Source organism: Sanguibacter sp. A247, assembly GCF_052324925.1.
Lineage (GTDB): Bacteria > Actinomycetota > Actinomycetes > Actinomycetales > Cellulomonadaceae > Flavimobilis.
On sequence record NZ_JBQPRE010000003.1, the window covers coordinates 119,456 to 138,930 of the forward strand.

The following is a 19,475-nucleotide window of genomic DNA, read 5'->3' on the forward strand; positions in this document are numbered from 1 at the left end:
GACGCGCCCTGGGCGCAAGTGACAGGCCTGTGCCCTGGGCGCGAGCGACGACCCTCAGACGAGCGCAGCCCAGGGGCCGATGACGGGCTTCCACTCGGCGACGTCGACCGTCTTGAGCACGCCGGCCGCGGCGAACGGGTCGCCGCCGAGGAGCACGTCGAGCTCGGGTCGACCCTCGACGTTGAGGAGGAGGAGCGCGCGCCCGCCCTCGAGGGGTCCTGAGGCGAGCAAGGTGCCTGCCTCGAGCCGTGAACGCAGGTACGCCCGGTGCTCGGGGCGGACGGCGTCGAGCGTCGCGGTGTCGTCGGTGTACGTGTACTGCACGGAGTAGACGGTCATGGTCCCATCGTGGCAGGACGCGCTGCGGCGCGTCGGGACGGTCCACGCCATGTCGACACGTCGAACACATGTGCGAAGGGGTGCTGGTCTGCACTACGATGACCGGGTGAGTGATCGACTCGTTATCCAGGGCGCCCGTGAGCACAATCTTCGGGGCGTCGACCTTGACCTACCTCGCGACCGCCTCATCGTCTTCACAGGCTTGTCGGGGTCCGGCAAGTCGTCCCTTGCGTTCGACACCATCTTCGCGGAAGGGCAGCGGCGCTACGTCGAGTCGCTGTCCGCATACGCGCGCCAGTTCCTCGGGCAGATGGACAAGCCTGACGTCGACTTCATCGAAGGGCTCTCGCCCGCGGTGTCGATCGACCAGAAGTCGACCAACCGCAACCCGCGCTCGACGGTCGGCACGATCACCGAGGTCTACGACTACCTCCGTCTGCTGTTCGCCCGGGCAGGCACGCAGCACTGCCCCGTCTGCGGCGAGCGGGTCGCCTCGCAGACACCCCAGCAGATCGTCGACCGGCTCCTCGAGCTTCCGGAGGGTACCCGGTATCAGGTCCTCGCCCCCGTAGTGCGCGGGCGCAAGGGGGAGTACGCAGAGCTCTTCAAGGAGCTGCAAACCAAGGGCTTCGCACGCGCGCGCGTCGACAACGAGGTCGTGCAGCTCGCAGATCCGCCGCAGCTTGAGAAGAAGCTCAAGCACTCGATCGAGGTCGTCGTCGACCGCCTCGTCTCGCGCGAGGGTGTCCAGCGTCGCCTCACGGACTCGATCGAGACGGCGCTCGGTCTCGCAGGCGGTCTCGTCGTCGTCGAGCTGGTCGACCTTCCTGAGGACGACCCCGAGCGTGAACGACGGTTCTCCGAGCACAGGGCCTGCCCCAACGATCACGTCCTCACGCTCGACGAGATCGAGCCTCGGACCTTTTCGTTCAATGCGCCGTACGGCGCCTGCCCGGAGTGCACCGGCATCGGGGTCCGCCTGGAGACCGACCCTGAGCTCGTCGTGCCAGACGAGGAGCGCACGCTCCGCGAGGGCGCGGTCGCGCCGTGGTCCCAGACGTCCTCGGAGTACTTCGAACGAGTGCTCACGGCTCTTGCCGAGGAGCTCGGGTTCTCGATGGACGTCCCGTGGCGCGCCCTCCCCGAGCGCGCCCGCGAGGCGATCCTGCACGGACGCAACCACAACGTGCACGTCCGCTACAAGAACCGCTGGGGTCGCGAGCGGCAGTACTCCACAGGCTTCGAAGGGGTCATGACGTTCCTCGAACGTCGGCACTCCGAGACCGAGTCCGAGTGGTCGAAGGAGAAGTACGAGGCCTACATGCGCGAGGTCCCGTGCCCTACGTGCGCGGGCACGCGGCTCAAGCCTGAGGTCCTCGCAGTCAAGGTCGACGGGCGCTCGATCGCCGAGGTGTGCTCGATGTCCTTGCGCGAGGCGCACGCATTCCTTTCGCACCTCGAGCTCGGCCAGCGCGAACGGGTCATCGCGGGGCAGGTCCTCAAGGAGATCGACGCGCGTCTCGGCTTCCTGCTCGACGTCGGTCTCGACTACCTCACCCTCGCCCGGGCCGCCGGCTCGCTCTCGGGTGGTGAGGCCCAGCGCATCCGGCTCGCGACCCAGATCGGCTCCGGTCTCGTCGGCGTGCTCTACGTCCTCGACGAGCCCAGCATCGGACTGCACCAGCGCGACAACCGTCGCCTCATCGAGACCCTCACGCGACTGCGTGACCTCGGCAACACGCTCATCGTCGTCGAGCACGACGAGGACACGATCCGCATGGCGGACTGGATCGTCGACATCGGCCCGGGTGCCGGCGAGCACGGCGGACGGGTCGTTCACTCGGGTGACTATGCGGGCCTGCTCGCTTCACCCGAGTCCGTCACCGGTGCCTACCTCTCTGGCCGACGGAGCATCCCCATGCCCGCGACCCGGCGGCGCACCGACACCGACCGGCAGCTCACGGTCGTCGGCGCGCGCGAGAACAACCTGCGCAACATCGACGTCACTTTCCCCCTCGGTGTGCTCACGGCCGTGACGGGTGTCTCGGGTTCCGGCAAGTCGACGCTCGTCAACGCGATCCTCCACACGGTGCTGGCCAACGAGCTCAACGGCGCGCGTCGCGTCGCCGGCTACCACACGCGAGTCACGGGGCTCGAGCACCTCGACAAGGTCGTCCACGTCGACCAGGCGCCGATCGGCCGCACGCCGCGGTCCAACCCCGCGACCTACACGGGTGTCTGGGACCACGTCCGGAAGCTCTTTGCGCAGACGACCGAGGCCAAGGTCCGCGGCTACGGACCGGGTCGCTTCTCCTTCAACGTCAAGGGCGGGCGCTGCGAGGCGTGCTCGGGCGACGGGACGCTCAAGATCGAGATGAACTTCCTGCCCGACGTCTATGTCCCGTGCGAGGTGTGCGGCGGGTCGCGCTACAACCGGGAGACGCTCGAGGTCCGCTACAAGAACCGCACTGTCGCCGAGGTGCTCGACATGCCTATCGAGGAGGCCGCGGAGTTCTTCGCCGCCGTCCCCGCGATCGCACGCCACCTCACGACCCTCGTCTCGGTCGGTCTCGGCTACGTCCGGCTCGGGCAGCCCGCGACGACGCTCTCGGGTGGCGAGGCGCAGCGCGTCAAGCTCGCCACCGAGCTTCAGCGTCGTTCGACCGGTCGCACGATCTACGTGCTCGACGAGCCGACGACGGGACTCCACTTCGAGGACATCCGTCGACTTCTCGCAGTGCTGCAGTCGCTCGTCGACAAGGGCAACACCGTTCTTGTCATCGAGCACAACCTCGACGTCATCAAGAACGCCGACTGGGTCATCGACATGGGTCCCGAGGGCGGCTCAGGCGGCGGGCTCGTCATCGCCGAGGGCACGCCCGAGGCGATCGCGGGCGCGCCCGAGAGCCACACCGGCCGGTTCCTCGCCGAGGTGCTCGGGGAGGGCGTGCCGCTGGCACCCGTTCCTGCTCCCGCCAAGGCGGCGACCGCAACGAAGGGGACGACGAAGAAGGCCGCAGCGAAGAAGACGCCCGCGAAGAAGACGCCCGCGAAGTCCGCTGCGTCGCGGTCGACGACGCCGCGCGTGGACGCTGGCGCGACACCTTCTGCGTCCGATCCGGGACTCGCGACCGGAACGACGTCGACCACGACGCCCGAGGTCTAGCGCATCGTGGCTGATCCGTCGAGCTACCGACCGCGACCGGGGGAGATCCCGACCGAGCCTGGTGTCTACCGGTTCCGTGACGAGCACGGACGCGTCATCTATGTCGGTAAGGCCAAGAACCTCCGGCAGCGGCTCGCCAACTATTTCCAGCCGCTCCCGTCGCTCCACCCGCGGACGCAGCAGATGGTGACGACGGCCTCGAGCGTGCAGTGGACCGTCGTGCGCACCGAGGTCGAGGCGCTCGCGCTCGAGTACTCGTGGATCAAGGAGTTCGACCCGCGCTTCAACGTCAAGTACCGGGACGACAAGTCCTACCCCTATCTCGCGGTCACGCTCGGTGAGGCGGTACCGCGAGCCCAGGTGCTCCGCGGTGCCAAGCGGCCCGGCACTCGGTACTTCGGGCCGTTCGGCCACGCGTGGGCCATTCGCGAGACACTCGATCTGCTGCTGCGGGTCTTTCCCGTGCGGACGTGCTCGGCCGGTGTCTACCGGCGGGCCGAGCAGTCGGGTCGGCCGTGCTTGCTCGGCTACATCGACAAGTGTGCCGCTCCGTGCGTCGGCCGGATCAGCCAGGCGGACCACCACGAGCTCGCCGAGGACCTCTGCGCCTTCATGGCGGGTGACGCGGCGCGGTTCATCGTCCCGCTCACCGAGGAGATGCACGCTGCCTCCGCCGCGCTCGAGTATGAGCGTGCGGCGCGCCTGCGTGACGACATCGCGGCGCTCGAAAAGGTCGTCGAGCGCAATGCGGTCGTCCTCGACGACGGCACGGACGCTGACATCTTTGCCTTGGCGGGTGACGAGCTCGAGGCTGCGGTCCAAGTGTTCCACGTGCGCGGCGGACGCATCCGCGGTCAGCGCGGGTGGGTGGTCGAGAAGGTCGAGGAGATCAGCGACACAGGGCTCGTCGCGCAGCTGCTCGCGCAGGTCTACGGCGAGGCGGCTGAGGTCGACGACCGCGAGGTGCGACGCGCGGCAGTCCCGCGCGAGGTGCTCGTGCCGGTACTGCCCGACGGAGCCGGCGAGCTCGCTCAGTGGCTCACGGAACTGCGCGGGGCGAAGGTCGAGATCCGGGTTCCGAGGCGGGGGGACAAGGCAACGCTCGCCGAGACGGTCCTCAAGAATGCCGAGCACGCCCTCGTCCTGCACCGCACGCGCCGCACGGGAGACCTCACGACGCGGTCGCAGGCCCTCCGCGAGATCCAGGAGGCGCTCGAGCTCGACTCGGCGCCCCTGCGCATCGAGTGCTTCGACATCTCGACGACCATGGGAACTCACCAGGTGGCGTCCATGGTCGTGTTCGAGGACGGCCTTGCCCGCAAGAGCGAGTACCGCACCTTCGCGATCAAGGGCCCCGACGGCAACGGCGTGCCCGACGATACGGCAGCGATGTACGAGGCGATCACGCGTCGGTTCCGGCGCTACCTCGCCGATCGCGCTCGGATGAGCGAGCCCGAGCTCGCGACGGGGTCGCTCGACGACGACGAGCTCGCCCCCACGGACGAGCACAAGCGCTTCGCCTACCCCCCGAACCTCGTCGTCGTCGACGGCGGGCAACCTCAGGTGGCGGCCGCGCGGCGGGCGCTCGACGACCTCGGCGTCACCGACGTCGCGCTGTGTGGCCTCGCCAAGCGGCTCGAGGAGGTGTGGCTGCCCGACGACAGCTACCCCGTCATCATGGAGCGGACGTCCGAGGGTCTGTACCTCCTGCAGCGGGTCCGCGACGAGGCGCACCGGTTCGCGATCACCGCGCACCGCCGCCGACGGGGACGGGCCATGACGGCGTCCGTCCTCGACGACGTGCCCGGGGTCGGCCCGGCCCGTGCGGCCAAGCTCCTCACGCACTTCGGCTCGGTCAAACGGCTCCGAGCCGCAAGCGTCGAGGAGATCGCGACGGTCCCGGGCATGGGCCCGCGGACCGCAGAAGCCGTCGTCGCAGCGCTCCTCGCGAGCGCACCCGCCCGATCGGCTGAGGCAGCGCCCGTCGAGAGCCCTGGCTCCGGCCCAGCGACAACCGGTGAGGCGGGTTCGTGACGTCGTCGTGATCACCGACTGGCATGCTGGGGGCATGAGCACCGACGGTCACGACACGCCCGCCGACACGACAACCCCGCTGAGCGTCCCCGAGGACGTCCCAGCGCTCGAGGCGTCCGCGCACGCGCCCCGGCTCGAGCAGACCCAGGTCGTCATCATCACGGGGATGTCGGGGGCTGGTCGTTCCCGGGCGGCAGCTGAGCTCGAGGACCTCGGCTGGTACGTCGTCGACAACATGCCGCCGCAGATGCTCCGGCCCCTCATCGAGATGTCCGCGCACGCGGGTGACACGCTCTCGCGCTTCGCCGCCGTCGTCGATGTGCGCGGGCGCCAGTTCTTCGATCATCTCGAGGCCTTCCTCACCGACGTGAAGAAGCTCGACGTCGACTACCGCGTGATGTTCCTCGACGCGTCCGACGAGGTCCTCGTGCGCCGTTACGAGTCTGTGCGGCGGCCCCACCCGGTCCAGGGCGACGGCAGGCTCACCGACGGCATCGCGCAGGAGCGCGAGATGCTGCGCTCCCTGCGCGCGGACGCCGACATCGTCATCGACACGAGCGAGCTCTCCGTCCATGACCTGGGGCGCGAGGTGCGGCAGGCCATTCACGTCGGCGTCGAGCATCAGCTGCGCATTCACATCGTCTCGTTCGGCTTCAAGTACGGACTTCCTCTCGACGCCGACCAGGTGGTCGACATGCGCTTCCTCCCCAATCCGTTCTGGGTGACGGAGCTGCGCTCGCTCACGGGCCGCGACGCGCCCGTGCGCGACTACGTCCTCACCCAGCCGGCCGCCGAGACATTCATCGAACGCTACGTCTCGGCGCTCGAGCCCGTCCTTGCCGGATACCTCGGTGAGGAGAAGACCTACGCGACGATCGCTGTCGGGTGCACGGGTGGCAAGCACCGCTCGGTCGCCGTGTCGGAGGAGATCGGGCGTCGTCTGCGTCAGGCGGGGCACAGGGTGGTGGTGACGGCTCGTGACCTCGGCAAGGAGTGAGGGACGGTCCCGTTCCACGCGCACCCCGCACGGCCCTCGCATCGTCGCCCTGGGTGGCGGGCACGGTCTGTCGGCAAGCCTCGGCGCGCTGCGCCTCATGTCCGAGGAGCTCACGGCGGTCGTCACGGTCGCGGACGATGGCGGCTCGTCGGGCAGGCTGCGGCACGAGCTAGGTGTCCTGCCACCCGGTGACCTGCGCATGGCTCTCGCGGCGCTCTGCGACGAGTCCGAGTGGGGACGCACGTGGCGCGACGTTCTCCAGCACCGGTTCGTCTCTGCGGGCGACCTCGACCGCCACGCGGTGGGCAACCTGCTCATCGCCGCGGTGTGGGACATCCTCGGTGACACGGTTGATGGCCTCGACTGGGTCGGGCGTCTTCTCGGCGCCCGGGGGCGAGTGCTCCCCATGGCGTCGGTGCCGCTCGCGATCGAGGCCGACGTGAGGCGGCCGGACGGCGACCTCGAGCTCGTCTCGGGGCAGTCGCACGTCGCGGTTGCTCCGGGCCGCATCGAACAGGTGCGTCTCGCACCGCCTGACCCGCCCGCGTGCCCCGAGGCCGTTGCTGCTGTGCACGCGGCCGACTGGGTCGTGCTCGGACCGGGCTCCTGGTTCACGTCAGTCATGCCGCACCTGCTCGTGCCGGAGCTCTCCGAAGCGCTCCACACGACGAACGCCCGACGCTGCGTGACCCTCAACCTTGCGGCGGAGGCGGGGGAGACCGAAGGCCTCACCGCGACCGACCACCTCACCGTCCTCCACCAGCATGCGCCCGACCTCCGTGTCGACGTCGTGCTCGCTGACCCGTCGTCGGTCGAGGACGTCGCGCAGCTGACTGCGGTCGCGGGGGCTATGGGTGCCCGCACGGTCATGCGCCAGGTGCGCGTGGGTGACGGCAGCCCTCATCACGACACGCTGCGGCTTGCGGCGGCCTACCGCGACGTGTTCGACGACGTCCTGGGTGATGTGCCGCTGCGTCCCTGAGTCCTGACTCTCTGCCTGCCCCGTTGTCGTGCTCGCGGCACCCGGTCCATGGAGCGTGCGGCAGATGGCAGGATGGGCGCATGGCACTGACCGCACAGGTGAAGGACGAGCTCGCGCGGCTCCGGGTCGACAAGACGACGTGCCGCAAGGCCGAGGTGTCGTCATTGCTCCGGTTCGCGGGCGGGCTCCACATCGTCTCGGGGCGCATCGTCGTCGAGGCTGAGATCGACACGGGGGTCGTGGCCCGGCGCCTCAAGACCTCGATCGCCGAGGTCTACGGCCACCAGAGCGAGGTCGTCGTCATCGCCCCCGGCGGCTTGCGACGGAGTCAGCGCTACGTCGTCCGCGTCGTGCGCGAGGGTGAGTCGCTCGCGCGGCAGGCAGGGCTGCTCGACAACCGGGGTCGCCCGGTGCGCGGGCTGCCTCCCCAGGTCGTTGCTGGCGGCACCGAGGAGTCCGCGGCCGCATGGCGCGGGGCCTTCCTTGCGCACGGCTCGCTCACCGAGCCTGGACGGTCGTCGTCGCTCGAGATCACGTGCCCCGGTCCCGAGGCCGCGCTTGCGCTCGTCGGGGCGGCACGGCGGCTGGGCGTGCAGTCCAAGGCGCGCGAGGTGCGCGGCGTCGACCGGGTCGTCGTGCGCGATGGCGAGGCGATCTCGCAGCTCCTTGTCGCCATGGGCGCTCCCGAGACAGCACGGGTGTGGGACGAGCGGCGCGCGCGACGCGAGGTGCGAGGGACGGCCAACCGTCTCGCGAACTTCGACGATGCGAACCTGCGCCGTTCGGCGCGGGCCGCGGTCGCTGCAGGGGCACGCGTCGAGCGTGCGTTCGAGATCCTGGCCGAGGACCTGCCCGAGCATCTGCGTGAGGCCGGCGAGCTGCGTCTGGCTCACAAGCAGGCGTCGCTCGAGGAGCTGGGCCAGCTTGCGGACCCGCCGCTCACGAAGGACGCCGTGGCCGGTCGGATCCGGCGGCTGCTCGCGACCGCCGACAAGCGGGCTCAGGACCTCGGCATTCCCGACACCGAGGCGGGGCTTGCCCCGGAGCTGCTCGATCCGTGAGGGCACGCGTGTCCGCTCGGACGTTCGTCCCATCGAAGGACCACCGAACGGTATAGGCTAGACCCGTTCGGTGATGCGGTCCGTGTGCCTCGACCACGAGGTGCCTGGTTCGTGTCTCATCGCGTACATCGACGTACGTACAGTTCGTCAACAACCGTGTGCGTCGGTGTCAGCCGACGCGCCCCGAGGAGGGCAACGTGACCATCCGCGTCGGCATTAACGGCTTCGGCCGCATCGGCCGCAACTTTTTCCGCGCCATCATCGAGTCGGGCGCAGACATCGAGATCGTCGGTGTCAACGACCTGACTGACAACCACACCCTGGCGCACCTGCTCAAGTACGACACCGTGCTGGGCCGTTTCCCGCTGTCGGTCGACTACTCCGACGACGCCATCATCGTTGACGGCAAGGCCATCCGTGCCCTTGCTGAGCGCGACCCGAAGAACCTCCCGTGGGGCGAGCTCGGTGCCGACATCGTCATCGAGTCGACCGGCTTCTTCACGGACGCCACGAAGGCCGCTGCGCACATCGAGGCCGGCGCCAAGAAGGTCATCATCTCCGCTCCGGCGAAGAACGAGGACGCGACGTTCGTCGTGGGTGTCAACCACGAGCAGTACGACCCCGCCGCGCACCACATCATCTCGAACGCGTCGTGCACCACGAACTGCCTCGCCCCGATGGCCAAGGCCCTCAACGACGCAGTCGGCATCGAGCGTGGCCTCATGACGACGATCCACGCCTACACGGGTGACCAGAACCTCCAGGACGGCCCCCACAAGGACCTCCGCCGCGCCCGCGCCGCCGCGCAGAACATCGTTCCGACGTCGACCGGTGCAGCCAAGGCTGTTGCGCTCGTCCTCCCGGAGCTCAAGGGCAAGCTCGACGGTTTCGCCATGCGCGTGCCGACGATCACCGGCTCGGCCACGGACCTCACGTTCACCGCTTCGCGCGAGGTCACGGTCGACGAGGTCAACGCCGCGGTCAAGGCCGCTGCTGAGGGCCCGCTCAAGGGTGTTCTCAAGTACGTCGAGGACGACATCGTCTCCTCCGACATCATCACCGACCCGCACACGTCGATCTTCGACTCGAAGCTCACCAAGGTGAGCGGCGACCTCGTCAAGGTCGTGGCGTGGTACGACAACGAGTGGGGCTACTCGAGCTCGCTCGTCTCCCTCACGCAGTACGTGGGCGCGCGTCTCTGACGCTCGCTGCGCACGCGGACGTTCTTGTTGGGCGGCCCTGCGTGCAGTCCGGTACATCTCCATCCAGCACGAATCAGGAGCCCCTGGTGAAGACCATCGCTGACCTCGGCGACCTGCGCGGCAAGCGCGTCCTCGTCCGTTCCGACTTCAACGTGCCGCTCGACGGCACGACCATCACCGACGACGGGCGCATTCGCGCCGCGCTGCCGACTCTCCAGCGTCTCGTCGACGCCGGCGCGAAGGTCGTCGTCACGGCCCACCTCGGTCGCCCCAAGGGTGCACCCGAGGACAAGTACTCGCTCGCGCCCGTCGCCGCCCGCCTGGGTGAGCTTCTTGGCGCGAAGGTGACGCTCGCGTCCGACACTGTCGGCGAGGGCGCGAAGGCAGCCGTCGCCGCCCTCGCCGAGGGCGAGGTCGTTCTCCTCGAGAACATCCGCTTCGACGCTCGCGAGACCTCGAAGGTCGACGCGGAGCGCCAGGCGCTCGCCGCGGACCTTGCTGAGCTCGCGGACGCGTACGTGTCCGACGGCTTCGGCGTCGTGCACCGCAAGCAGGCCTCGGTCTACGACATCGCGCAGGTTCTTCCGGCAACGGTGGGCGAGCTCGTCCTCAAGGAGGTCGACTCCCTCAAGAAGGCGACCGAGGACCCCGCTCGTCCGTACGCGGTCGTGCTCGGCGGCTCGAAGGTCTCCGACAAGCTCGGTGTCATCGCGAACCTCCTCGAGAAGGCGGACCGCCTGCTCATCGGTGGCGGCATGGTCTTCACGTTCCTCGCGGCCCAGGGCCACTCCGTCGGCAAGTCGCTCCTCGAGGCCGACCAGATCGACACCGTCAAGGGCTACCTCGCGACTGCCGCCGAGCGCGGCGTCGAGATCGTCCTCCCCGTTGACATCATCGCGGCCGACGGCTTCGCCGCCGACGCCCCGCACGACGTCGTCGCGGCTGATGCGATCCCGGACGAGCGCATGGGCCTCGACATCGGCCCCGAGTCGCAGAAGCTCTTCGCCTCGAAGCTCGCTGACGCGAAGACGATCGTCTGGAACGGCCCCATGGGCGTGTTCGAGTTCGACGCATTCGCCGGAGGCACGCGTGCCGTCGCCCAGGCGATGGTCGACGCGACCGCGACGGGCGCGTTCTCGATCGTCGGCGGCGGCGACTCTGCCGCGGCCGTCCGCATCCTCGGCTTCGACGAGGCCGGTTTCTCCCACATCTCGACCGGTGGTGGCGCGAGCCTCGAGTTCCTCGAGGGCAAGTCACTTCCCGGTATCGCCGTTCTCGACGCCTGACCACAAGGAGACACATCGTGGCTACCCGTACCCCGCTCATCGCGGGCAACTGGAAGATGAACAAGGACCACCTCGAGGGAATCGACCTGGTCCAGAAGCTCGACTGGCACCTCAAGGACGGTAAGCACGACTTCGCCGCAGCCGAGGTCACCGTGCTCGTCCCGTTCACGGACCTGCGCTCTGTCCAGACCTTCGTCGACGCTGAGAAGTCGGGCCTCACGTATGGCGCCCAGGACGTCTCCGCGCACGTCTCGGGCGCCTACACGGGCGAGATCTCGCCCGTGTTCCTCGCTCGCCTCGGCGTGACGTACGTGGCGATCGGGCACTCCGAGCGTCGTCAGTTCCACGGCGAGGACGACGCCCTCGTCAACGCCAAGACGAAGAACGCGCTCGCGCACGGCCTCGTGCCGATCGTGTGCGTCGGTGAGGGCCTCGACGTCCGCAAGGCCGGCGAGCAGGTGTCCTACACGCTCGCACAGGTCGATGGCGCGTTCGCCGGGCTCTCGGCCGAGGACGCCGCGAAGGTCGTCGTCGCGTACGAGCCCGTGTGGGCCATCGGCACGGGCGAGGTTGCGACCCCGGCTGACGCCCAGGAGGTCAACGGCGCGATCCGTGCTCGTCTCGCCGAGCTGTACTCGGCCGAGGTCGCTGACGCTGTCCGCGTCCTCTACGGCGGTTCGGTAAAGTCGAGCTCGATCGTCGAGCTCATGGCTGAGAAGGACGTCGACGGCGCGCTCGTCGGAGGCGCCTCGCTCGACCCCGAAGAGTTCGCGAAGATCGCACGCTTCCAGCAGCTCTGAGCTGTGGCCCAAGGACGCCAGCGTCCCGCCCTGCGGCGGGGCGTTGGCGTCCTTGGGACCCGCTGGCCTACTCTTGTCCTCGGTGGCAGACGTCACCGGACTGCCGCATCGATGAACAGGAACATCCCGCTCGTGGACACTCTCAAGATCATTCTCCAGGTTCTCCTGGTCATCACGAGCCTCGCGAACGTCATGCTCGTCCTCATGCACAAGGGCAAGGGCGGCGGACTCTCCGACATGTTCGGTGGCGGGATGTCAGCGAACGTCGGCAGCTCCGGGGTTGCTGAGCGCAACCTCAACCGCCTCACGGTCGGGTTCGTCGTCGTCTGGGTTCTGACGATCGTCGCGCTCGGCCTGCTGGCCACGATCTGATCCGAGCCGTCCACTGGGGCGGCGGGCAGCACCACGACGACAGGGGAGTCACACGTGGCAAGTGGAAGTGCGATTCGCGGATCGCGCGTCGGCGCAGGGCCGATGGGCGAAGCCGAACGGGGAGATTTCGCTGATCGACGGACCGTGACGTACTGGTGTGCCAACGGGCACCAGACGCGCGCGACGTTCGCCGTCACCCCGACCTCCGAGGCACCTGCGCAGTGGGACTGCCCGAAGTGCGGGTTCCCCGCGGGTCTCGATGCTGACGCGCCCCCGGCGCCTGTGCGGCACGAGCCCTATAAGACGCATCTGGCGTACGTGAAGGAACGGCGGAGCGACGAGGACGGTAGCGCCCTTCTCGACGAGGCGCTTGCCGCTCTGCGCGCACGTCGCGGCCGCTAGAGCTTTCGCACACGACGAAGGCCGGTTCCCTCTTGCGAGAGGGAACCGGCCTTCGTCGTCGGGAGGGAGCCGCGGTGCGCGCTCGACGTGGGCGCCTATGCGCCCGCAGCGGCTCCGGGGGCGAGGCCGACGCCGGAGGCAGCGGCCGCGGCGTCGATGAGCCAGAGGGTGCGCTCGGTCCCGTGGACGTGCGCCGCGGACGAGACCGGGTCGTTCGCAAGGCTCGCCGCGACGGCGTCGGCCTTCTCCGCGCCCGCGGCCACGACCCACACCTCACGCGCCCGGTTGATCGCGTCGAACGTGAGCGAGACTCGCAGGGGCGGGGGCTTGGGGGAGTCGTGGACTCCGACCGTGGCGACGCCCGCGGTGTCGCGTGCCGGGTGGCCCGGGAAGAGCGAGGCCACGTGCATGTCGGGTCCCATGCCGAGCAGCACGACGTCGAACTCGGGCGTCGAGGCTCCCGCAGGGGCGAAGCGCGCGAGCTCGGCGGCATGCTCGGACGCGGCCTCGTCAGGCCCGAACGCGGGCGCGTCGCCTCGTGCGGCGGGCATCTCGTGGATGTTCGCCTCGGGAAGCGGGAGGGCGTCGAGGAGCGCCTCCCGTGCCTGACGTGCGTTCCGGTCGCCGTCGAACGCGTCGACGAAGCGTTCGTCGCCCCACCAGACGTGCACGCCCGCCCAGTCGACCAGGTCGCGCACGGGGTTGGCTGCGGCCTCGGCGAGCAGCTGGATGCCGACGGTGCCGCCCGTGAGAACGACGTGAACGGGGCTGCGGACGGCTTGCGCGTCAACGATGTGCAGGAGCAGCCGCGCTCCCGTCGTCATGGCGAGCGCTCGCGCATCGGGGTGCACCACGACGGTGCGTGTGGCGGTCATCGCGCCACCCGTGCCAGACCCCGCGTGAGAACCTCGCCGTACATCTCGTCCTCGTCGAGGCGGCGCAGCTCTTCTGCGATGCACTCGTGCAGCTGACGGACGGGCAGCGCGATGCGGTGATCGGGCTGGTCGGGCTGAGAGAGCACCGCGACCTTGCCCGAGGGGCGGGCGAGCGTGACGTCACCCGAGGGTCGCGTGAGCGTCACTGACGTGACCGCCTGGGCGCCCGGGGTCCGCACGACGTCAACCTCGCAGTCGAGCTCCTCGCCCAGCCAGGCGCCGAGCAGGTCGAGCGAGCTGTGGTCGTCCTGGCCCGCGACCGTGACTCGCGTGACGGGCTCGAAGGGTGGCTGATCGAGCGTCGAGGCGAGAAGGCCGCGCCAGATCGTCGTGCGAGTCCACGCGAGGTCCGTGTCGCCCGCACGGTAGCTCTCGGCGAGCGCTCGGATGGCCGTGCGCGGGTCGGCTGACCGGTAGGAGTCGGTGATGCGACGGTGGGCCATCGCGCCGATGACGTCCGCGCCCGGGTTGGCTGGGGCCTCACGGGGCCACCACGCGACGATCGGCGCATCCGGCAGCAGGAGCGGCATGACGAGCGTGTCCGCGTGCGCGAACGCCTCTGGGGGCGCGGTGAGGATGATGACCTCGCTCGCACCCGCGTCGCCGCCGATGCGGATCTCTGCGTCGACACCGTGGTTGGTCTGGCCCGTCGCGAGCACGATGATGCGGCACGGGTGCTCGCGGGAGGCGACGTTCGCGGCGTCGATCGCCTCGGTCGTGGAGTTCGTGTCCGTGACGATGACGAGCGTGAGGACACGACCGAGCGCGACGGCTCCGCCTTCCTGACGCAGCTTGATGAGCTTCTTGGCGACGGCGGTCGTCGTCGTCGCCGGCAGGTCGATGATCACGCGGTGCGCTCCTCGGTCGGGGCGCACCCGGCGCCCGGGGTCATGGGGGTGATCACGAGGGTCATGGACGCCTCCAGACGCGCCCGTCGCGGGCGAGCATCTCGTCGGCCGAGGCGGGGCCCCACGTGCCCGAACGGTAGGCCTCGGGGCTGCCCTCTGCGGCCCAGCGCGCCGTGATGGGGTCGAGGATCCGCCAGGACAACTCGACCTCCTCGTGCCGGGGGAACAGCGGCGGCTCGCCGAGCAGAACCGAGAGGATGAGGCGCTCGTACGCCTCGGGGGAGGACTGCGTGAAGGCGTGGCCGTAGCCGAAGTCCATCGTCACGTCGCGCACCTCCATCGCGGTTCCGGGGACCTTGGCTCCGAAGCGGATCGTCACGCCCTCGTCGGGCTGGACGCGGATGACGATCGCGTTGTTGCCGAGGTCGCTCGTCTCGCTCGAGTCGAAGGGCAGGTGCGGGGCCGCCTTGAAGACCACGGCGATCTCGGTGACGCGTCGTCCCAGCCGCTTGCCGGCACGAAGATAGAAGGGCACACCAGCCCAGCGACGGTTGTCGATGTCGACGCGGATCGCCGCGTACGTCTCCGTCGTCGAGGCCGGGTCGGTTCCGTCCTCGTCGAGGTAGCCCTTGACCTCCTCGCCCGCCTGCGAGCCGGCCGCGTACTGACCACGTGCGGTGTGCGCGTCGAGGTCCTCGGGCACCCGGCACGCCGAGAGCACCTTGATCTTCTCGGCGACGAGGTCGTCCGCGGCGAACGACGCGGGCTCTTCCATCGCGGTGAGCGCGAGCAGCTGGAGCAGGTGGTTCTGGATGACGTCGCGTGCAGCGCCGATGCCGTCGTAGTAGCCGGCGCGGCCGCCGATGCCGATGTCCTCGGCCATCGTGATCTGGACGTGGTCGACGTAGTGGTTGTTCCAGATGGGCTCGTACATCTGGTTGGCGAAGCGCAGGGCGAGGAGGTTGAGAACCGTCTCCTTGCCGAGGTAGTGGTCGATGCGGAACACCGACGACTGGTCGAAGACCTCGGAGACCACCTCGTTGAGCTCACGAGCCGACGTGAGGTCGTGGCCGAACGGCTTCTCGATGACGACGCGCCGCCACGGCTTGATCTCCTCGCTCGTGTCCTGCGACCGCGAGAGACCGGACTTGGCAAGCTGGCGACACACGGTCGGGAAGGCGCTCGGCGGCACCGAGAGGTAGAACGCGTGGTTGCCGCGGGTCCCTCGCTCGACGTCGAGCTCGCTCACCGTGCGTGCGAGCTCCTCGAACGCAGACTCGTCGTCGAAGGATCCCTGGACGAAGCGGATGCCCTCGGCGAGCTGCTGCCACGCCTCTTCGCGGAACGGCGTGCGTGCGTACTGCTTGACGGCGTCGTGGACGACCTGCGTGAAGTCCTGGTCGTCCCAGTCGCGGCGGGCGAAGCCCGTGAGAGCGAAGCCGGGCGGAAGGAGGCCGCGGTTCGAGAGGTCGTACACGGCAGGCATGAGCTTCTTGCGGGCAAGGTCGCCCGTGACGCCGAAGATGACGAGGCTGCACGGACCAGCGATGTGAGGCAGGCGCAGGTCGCGGCTGTCGCGCAGCGGGTTGTGCTCGGCGGTGACCTCGGTCGGGCTCACTGGGGGTCCTCCTGGGATGGTGCGGTACGGGAGAGCTGAGCCGCGACGGTCTCGAGCAGGTCGTCCCAGCTCGCGACGAACTTGGCGACGCCCTCGGCCTCGAGGGTGGCGGTGACGTGGTCGAGGTCGATCCCGATCTCACGCAGGAGCGCGAGGCGATCGAGAGCGTCGCCGATGGCTGGGGTGATCGTGTCGGTCGTGCCGCTCGCGGTCGTGCCGTGGTCGGCGACCGCGTCGAGCGTTGCGCGCGGCATCGTGTTGACGGTTCCCTCGGCGACGAGCGCGTCGACATAGAGAGTGTCGGGCAGCGCGGGGTCCTTGACGCCCGTCGAGGCCCACAGCGGCCGCTGCGGGTGCGCGCCTGAGGCTGCGAGCGCGGTCCACCGCTCGGACGCGAGCGTGTCGAGGTGCACCTGGTAGGCATGACGCGCATTGGCGAGCGCGATCGTGCCGCGCAGGCCTGCGGCGCGCGGGTCGTCGCTCGCGTCGAGCAGCGGGTCGACCGCGGAGTCGACGCGGGAGACGAAGAAGGACGCGACCGAGCGGATCTCGGCGAGATCGTGACCTGCCTCGCGGGCCTTCTCGAGTCCCGTGAGGTACGCATCGATGACGGCGCGGTAGCGCTCGATCGAGAAGATCAGGGTGACGTTGACGGAGATGCCGGCCGCGATGGTTGCCTCGATGGCAGCGAGGCCTTCGACCGTCGCCGGGATCTTGACGAGCAGGCCGCGCCGGTCGACGGTTGCGGAGAGCTCGGCGGCCTGGGCGATCGTCTGGGCGGTGTCGCGTGCAAGACGCGGGTCGACCTCGATCGAGACGCGCCCGTCGCGGCCGCCCGTGCTCTCGAGCACGGGCGCGAAGACGTCGAGAGCAGAGCGCACGTCGTCGGTCGTGAGCTTGGTGATCGCGGCCTCGGCGCCCGTGCCTGCGGCCGCGAGCGTCGCGAGGTCGGCCGCGTAGGCCTCGGACCCGGAGATCGCGCCGGCGAAGATCGTGGGGTTGGTCGTCACACCGACGACGGAGCGTTCGCTCACGAGGTCGGCGAGGCCGCCGCTGGTGAGGAGTGGGCGCGAGAGGTCATCGAGCCAGATGGCGACGCCGGACGCGGACAAGTGGTGGAGAGGGGATGCGCTCATGGCTGCTCCTCGAAAGTTGCGACGTGTACCCGACGTCGCGGGTCGGCCTGGGCGCAGCGGCCGGGTCTGCGTGGCACGCTCCGCGTCGCGGAGGTGCTGAGACCCGGTGCGCGACCGTGGGGGTCGCGCACCGGGCTGGGGTGGTGCAGGTGTCAGCGCGTGGCTGCCGCGATCGACTCGCGTGCCTTGGCGACGACGTTCTCCGCGGTGAAGCCGAACTCCTCGAAGAGCTTCTCGGCGGAGGCCGAGGCCCCGTAGTGCTCGAGCGAGACCGCGCGCCCGGCATCGCCGAGGTAGCGGTACCAGCTGAGGGCGATGCCGGCCTCGACCGAGACGCGGGCGCGCACGGCAGCGGGGAGAACCGACTCGCGGTACGCCTCGTCCTGCTCGTCGAACCACTCGAGGCAGGGTGCCGAGACGACACGCGTCGGCGTGCCCTCGGCTTCGAGAATCTCGCGAGCGGCGACGGCGAGGTGAACCTCGGAGCCGGTTGCGAGAAGCACGACCTCGGGTGCGCCCCCCGTCGCGTCGCGGAGCGTGTACGCGCCTCGTGCGAGCCCGTCGGCCGGAGCGAAGCCGTCGGTCCCGCGGGGGAACGTCGGGACGTTCTGGCGCGTGAGGATGAGGCCGACCGGCCCGTTGTCACGCTCGAGGATCGCCTGCCATGCGGCAGCGGTCTCGTTGGCGTCCGCGGGGCGGACGATCGAGAGGCCCGGGATGGCGCGGGTTGCGGCAAGGTGCTCGACGGGCTGGTGCGTCGGGCCGTCCTCGCCGAGACCGATCGAGTCGTGCGTCCACACGTACGTGGGGGAGCACTGCGCCATCGTTCCCATGAGGGACGCCAGGCGCACCGCGCCACGCATGTAGTCGGAGAACTGGAAGAACGTTCCGCCGTAGGGACGCGTGAGGCCGTAGAGGGAGATGCCCGCGAGGATCGCACCCATGCCGTGCTCACGGATGCCGAAGTGCAGCGTGCGCCCGTAGGAGTCGCCCGCGAACTCGTGGCTCGAGCGGTGGGCCGGGAGGAACGACGACTCGCCAGACATCGTCGTGTTGTTCGAGCCCGCGAGGTCGGCCGAGCCGCCCCAGAGCTCGGGCAGCACGCCAGCGAGCGCGGTGAGAACCTTGCCCGATGCGGCGCGGGTCGCGACGCTCGTGCCGGCCTCGAAGACCGGGAGCGACGTGGCCCAGTCCTCAGGGAGCACGCGTGAGGACAGGCGGTCGAGAAGGGCCGCGCGGTCGGGGTTGGCAGCGCGCCACTCGGCGAGCTGCGCGTCCCAGGCAGCGTGGTCCTCGGCTCCGCGCGCGCGCAGGGCGCGCGAGTGCTCGATGACCTCGGCCTCGACGTCGAAGGCACGCTCGGTCGGGAAGCCCAGGAGCTCCTTGAGCGAGGCGATCTCGGCCGTGCCGAGCTTTGAACCGTGCGAGGCGTGGTCGCCCTGCTTGGTCGGAGACGGCCACGCGATGATCGTGCGCAGACGGATGAACGACGGGCGCGTCGTCTCGGCAACCGCGGCAGCGATCGCAGCATTGAGCGCGTCGACGTCCTCGCGGTACTCGCCTCCGGCGGTCCAGTCGACGTCCTGCACGTGCCAGCCGTAGGCCTCGTAGCGCGCTGCGACGTCCTCGGTGAACGCGATCGACGTGTCGCCCTCGATCGAGATCCGGTTGTCGTCCCAGACGACGACGAGGTTGCCGAGCTCCTGCGTGCCCGCGATCGAGCTCGCCTCGCTCGTCACACCCTCCTGGAGGTCGCCGTCCGAGGCGATGACGAAGACGCGCTGGTCGAAGAGGCTCTCACCCGGGGCAGCCTCGGGGTCGAGGAGACCCCGGACGCGGCGCTGGGCCATGGCCATGCCGACCGCGGACGCGAGGCCCTGGCCGAGCGGCCCGGTCGTGATCTCGACGCCCTTCGTGTGGCCGACCTCGGGGTGGCCCGGCGTGAGGGAGCCCCACGTGCGGAGCGACTCGAGGTCCTCGATCTCGAGGCCGAAGCCGCCGAGGTAGAGCTGGATGTACTGCGTGAGGCTCGAGTGACCGGCCGAGAGCACGAAGCGGTCGCGGCCGAGCCAGGTCGTGTCTGCGGGGTCGTGACGCAGCCAGTTCTGGTAGAGCAGATAGGCGACCGGGGCGAGCGAGATGGCGGTGCCGGGGTGCCCGTTGCCGACCTTCTCGACCGCGTCGGCGGCGAGGACGCGCGCCGTGTCGACGGCGCGTCGGTCAAGGTCGTTCCACGCGAAGGGGTGGGCGGGGGTGAACGCGTTCACCGGACCTCTTTCCTGTGGCACGCGTGAGCG

General features: G+C 69.7%; 16 protein-coding genes. 10 read left to right on the plus strand and 6 right to left on the minus strand.

Features of this window, described 5'->3' with window-relative positions:
• Positions 1-54 precede the first annotated feature (54 nt).
• Positions 55-339 carry a YciI family protein gene (locus tag ACTVCO_RS08745; RefSeq protein WP_443728039.1) on the minus strand — a complete coding sequence of 95 codons (285 nt, stop codon included), beginning with the start codon at positions 337-339 and terminating at the stop codon, positions 55-57.
• A 106-nt stretch (positions 340-445) separates the two neighbouring features.
• Between ACTVCO_RS08745 and uvrA the strand changes: the two genes are divergently transcribed.
• From uvrA to ACTVCO_RS08795, 10 genes are all read left to right on the plus strand, one after another.
• On the plus strand, positions 446-3,505 hold the full coding sequence (gene uvrA, locus ACTVCO_RS08750; RefSeq protein WP_443728040.1) for an excinuclease ABC subunit UvrA: 3,060 nt from the start codon (positions 446-448) through the stop codon (positions 3,503-3,505).
• Positions 3,506-3,511: 6 nt separating this feature from the next.
• Positions 3,512-5,539: an excinuclease ABC subunit UvrC gene (gene uvrC / locus ACTVCO_RS08755; RefSeq protein ID WP_443728041.1), complete on the plus strand. Its 2,028-nt coding sequence runs from the start codon at positions 3,512-3,514 to the stop codon at positions 5,537-5,539.
• A 34-nt stretch (positions 5,540-5,573) separates the two neighbouring features.
• The gene (rapZ, locus tag ACTVCO_RS08760) at positions 5,574-6,536 is read left to right on the plus strand and encodes an RNase adapter RapZ (RefSeq protein ID WP_443728042.1); all 963 of its coding nucleotides are present in this window, start codon (positions 5,574-5,576) and stop codon (positions 6,534-6,536) included.
• Positions 6,517-7,518: a gluconeogenesis factor YvcK family protein gene (locus ACTVCO_RS08765; RefSeq protein WP_443728043.1), complete on the plus strand. Its 1,002-nt coding sequence runs from the start codon at positions 6,517-6,519 to the stop codon at positions 7,516-7,518. Before rapZ ends, ACTVCO_RS08765 begins: the two co-directional genes overlap by 20 nt.
• A gap of 80 nt (positions 7,519-7,598) precedes the next feature.
• On the plus strand, positions 7,599-8,579 hold the full coding sequence (whiA, locus tag ACTVCO_RS08770) for a DNA-binding protein WhiA (RefSeq protein WP_443728044.1): 981 nt from the start codon (positions 7,599-7,601) through the stop codon (positions 8,577-8,579).
• A 197-nt stretch (positions 8,580-8,776) separates the two neighbouring features.
• Positions 8,777-9,781 (plus strand): type I glyceraldehyde-3-phosphate dehydrogenase, encoded by a 1,005-nt coding sequence (gene gap, locus ACTVCO_RS08775; RefSeq protein WP_443728045.1) that lies wholly within the window; start codon positions 8,777-8,779, stop codon positions 9,779-9,781.
• An 86-nt stretch (positions 9,782-9,867) separates the two neighbouring features.
• Complete coding sequence (locus ACTVCO_RS08780; protein WP_443728046.1) at positions 9,868-11,067, plus strand: phosphoglycerate kinase; 1,200 nt, start codon at positions 9,868-9,870, stop codon at positions 11,065-11,067.
• A gap of 14 nt (positions 11,068-11,081) precedes the next feature.
• Complete coding sequence (gene tpiA, locus ACTVCO_RS08785) at positions 11,082-11,867, plus strand: triose-phosphate isomerase (protein WP_443728301.1); 786 nt, start codon at positions 11,082-11,084, stop codon at positions 11,865-11,867.
• A gap of 132 nt (positions 11,868-11,999) precedes the next feature.
• Positions 12,000-12,239 carry a preprotein translocase subunit SecG gene (gene secG, locus ACTVCO_RS08790; protein ID WP_443728047.1) on the plus strand — a complete coding sequence of 80 codons (240 nt, stop codon included), beginning with the start codon at positions 12,000-12,002 and terminating at the stop codon, positions 12,237-12,239.
• A gap of 54 nt (positions 12,240-12,293) precedes the next feature.
• Positions 12,294-12,641, plus strand: coding sequence for an RNA polymerase-binding protein RbpA (locus ACTVCO_RS08795; RefSeq protein WP_443728048.1), 348 nt, complete (start codon positions 12,294-12,296; stop codon positions 12,639-12,641).
• Positions 12,642-12,736: 95 nt separating this feature from the next.
• On the opposite strand, the gene pgl is transcribed toward ACTVCO_RS08795, so the two are convergent.
• The 5 genes from pgl to tkt form a co-directional block, all read right to left on the minus strand.
• Positions 12,737-13,516 (minus strand): 6-phosphogluconolactonase, encoded by a 780-nt coding sequence (pgl, locus tag ACTVCO_RS08800; protein WP_443728049.1) that lies wholly within the window; start codon positions 13,514-13,516, stop codon positions 12,737-12,739.
• Entirely contained in the window at positions 13,513-14,424 is a 912-nt protein-coding gene (locus ACTVCO_RS08805; protein WP_443728050.1) for a glucose-6-phosphate dehydrogenase assembly protein OpcA, read from the minus strand. The genes pgl and ACTVCO_RS08805 overlap by 4 nt, the downstream gene beginning before the upstream one ends.
• Positions 14,425-14,485: 61 nt before the next feature.
• Positions 14,486-16,042: a glucose-6-phosphate dehydrogenase gene (zwf, locus tag ACTVCO_RS08810; protein WP_443728051.1), complete on the minus strand. Its 1,557-nt coding sequence runs from the start codon at positions 16,040-16,042 to the stop codon at positions 14,486-14,488.
• Positions 16,039-17,178 (minus strand): transaldolase, encoded by a 1,140-nt coding sequence (tal, locus tag ACTVCO_RS08815; RefSeq protein WP_443728052.1) that lies wholly within the window; start codon positions 17,176-17,178, stop codon positions 16,039-16,041. Before tal ends, zwf begins: the two co-directional genes overlap by 4 nt.
• Positions 17,179-17,330: 152 nt before the next feature.
• Positions 17,331-19,445, minus strand: a complete 2,115-nt coding sequence (gene tkt, locus ACTVCO_RS08820; protein ID WP_443728053.1) for a transketolase — start codon at positions 19,443-19,445, stop codon at positions 17,331-17,333.
• Positions 19,446-19,475 lie beyond the last annotated feature (30 nt).

Coding starts and splice junctions, on each gene's coding strand:
- rapZ (WP_443728042.1), top strand. CDS start 5,574: ATGAGCACCGACGGTCACGACACGCCCGCCGACACGACAACCCCGCTG.
- whiA (WP_443728044.1), top strand. CDS start 7,599: ATGGCACTGACCGCACAGGTGAAGGACGAGCTCGCGCGGCTCCGGGTC.
- ACTVCO_RS08745 (WP_443728039.1), bottom strand. CDS start 339: ATGACCGTCTACTCCGTGCAGTACACGTACACCGACGACACCGCGACG.
- tal (WP_443728052.1), bottom strand. CDS start 17,178: ATGAGCGCATCCCCTCTCCACCACTTGTCCGCGTCCGGCGTCGCCATC.
- pgl (WP_443728049.1), bottom strand. CDS start 13,516: ATGACCGCCACACGCACCGTCGTGGTGCACCCCGATGCGCGAGCGCTC.